This is a genomic window from Acinetobacter sp. AG1 (assembly GCF_001005525.1).
Lineage (GTDB): Bacteria > Pseudomonadota > Gammaproteobacteria > Pseudomonadales > Moraxellaceae > Acinetobacter > Acinetobacter modestus.
Genome location: NZ_LBMZ01000009.1, coordinates 1 through 1272, shown reverse-complemented (window position 1 = coordinate 1272; position 1272 = coordinate 1). Strand labels below are relative to the sequence as shown.

Annotated in this window: 2 protein-coding genes; both read right to left on the bottom strand. The window is 33.3% G+C overall.

Annotation, left to right across the window (positions count from 1 at the left end):
- Positions 1-107: 107 nt before the first annotated feature.
- Complete coding sequence (locus AAV96_RS00055; RefSeq protein WP_046737824.1) at positions 108-842, bottom strand: Bax inhibitor-1/YccA family membrane protein; 735 nt, start codon at positions 840-842, stop codon at positions 108-110.
- A gap of 143 nt (positions 843-985) precedes the next feature.
- Positions 986-1272 (bottom strand): oligoribonuclease (orn, locus tag AAV96_RS00050; RefSeq protein ID WP_046737823.1); only part of this gene is annotated, 287 nt, incomplete at its 5' end.

The window sequence follows — 1272 nt, the reverse complement described above, 5'->3', positions numbered from 1 at the left end:
GCCAACATTCCTGATTTTTCGGAATTGCATAATCCACCTTTTTTACAATCTTGCATAAAAAAATCGCCTTCATATGAAGACGATTTATGTTTTATATCAATTCAAATTTAATCATCACCTTGAATTAGACTTAATAAACGCATGAATGAATAGTACATCCACACTAAAGTTGCAAGTAAAGCAATCGCACATACCCATTCAAATGCTTTAGGAGCGCGTTGTGCTGCTGCATTTTCAATAAGATCAAAATCTAAAATTAAGTTCAGTGAAGCAATTACAGCAACAAATGCAGCAAAACCGATACCTAACCAATTGCTTTCAAAAATATAAGGAATACTTGAGCCAAAGATTAACCGTAAAATGATTTGCACAACAAAAACTAAAGCAATCGCAATAGAAGCTGAAATTACAATTGCCTTAAATTTTTCAGTAGCACGAATAATTTGGAATTTATATAACGCAAATAAAACTAAGGTTGTAACAAAGGTCGCAAGTAAAGCTTGTAAAGGAACACCTGGAAACTTCAGTTGAAAAATAAAAGAAATTCCGCCTAAAAATGCACCTTCAAATAATGCATAAGGAATTGCTAAAGCTGGTGCAGTATTTGATTTAAAAGTGGTAATCAAAGCTAAAATTAAGCTCCCAATAATTCCAACAATTGTTGCAGCATAGGCAATTGAAAGATTAGCAGTGATTGCACAATAGAAAAATAGTGCCATTCCCAATACAGCTGCAATCACTGTCAATAATACTGACTTCTGAATAGCACCTTGAATGGTCATTGGCTCAGTTATATCAGTATAGGTTTCCACCCGAGTTAAAATTGGATTATTACTTTGCATGTAAGCTCTCTTTTTATAGTAAGCAAATAAAAATTGAGTTTATGATATTTTTTATTCAATCCCAATATTTTTTACATTCATTAAAAAAGAGCCGAAGCTCCTTTTAAAATTCAATAACATCCTTGGAAAAGGCAAGTTATGAGTTATTTATTCATAATAAAAAAGTATTCACGGTAATATTTTAATTCGGCAATCGAGTCACGAATGTCATCCATTGCCAGATGTGAAGCATTTTTCTTTAAACCACTCATAATTTCAGGTCTCCAGCGTTTCGCTAACTCTTTCACAGAAGACACATCTAAATTACGGTAATGGAAAAATTGTTCCAACTCAGGCATCAAGCGATGCAAGAAACGACGATCTTGGCAAATCGAATTACCGCACATTGGTGAAGATTTTGGATTGACCCATTTCTTTAAGAACTCAAGTG

What these genes read in the sequence shown, in the direction of transcription:
- AAV96_RS00055 (WP_046737824.1), bottom strand. Translation starts at nt 842, where the DNA reads ATGCAAAGTAATAATCCAATTTTAACTCGGGTGGAAACCTATACTGAT.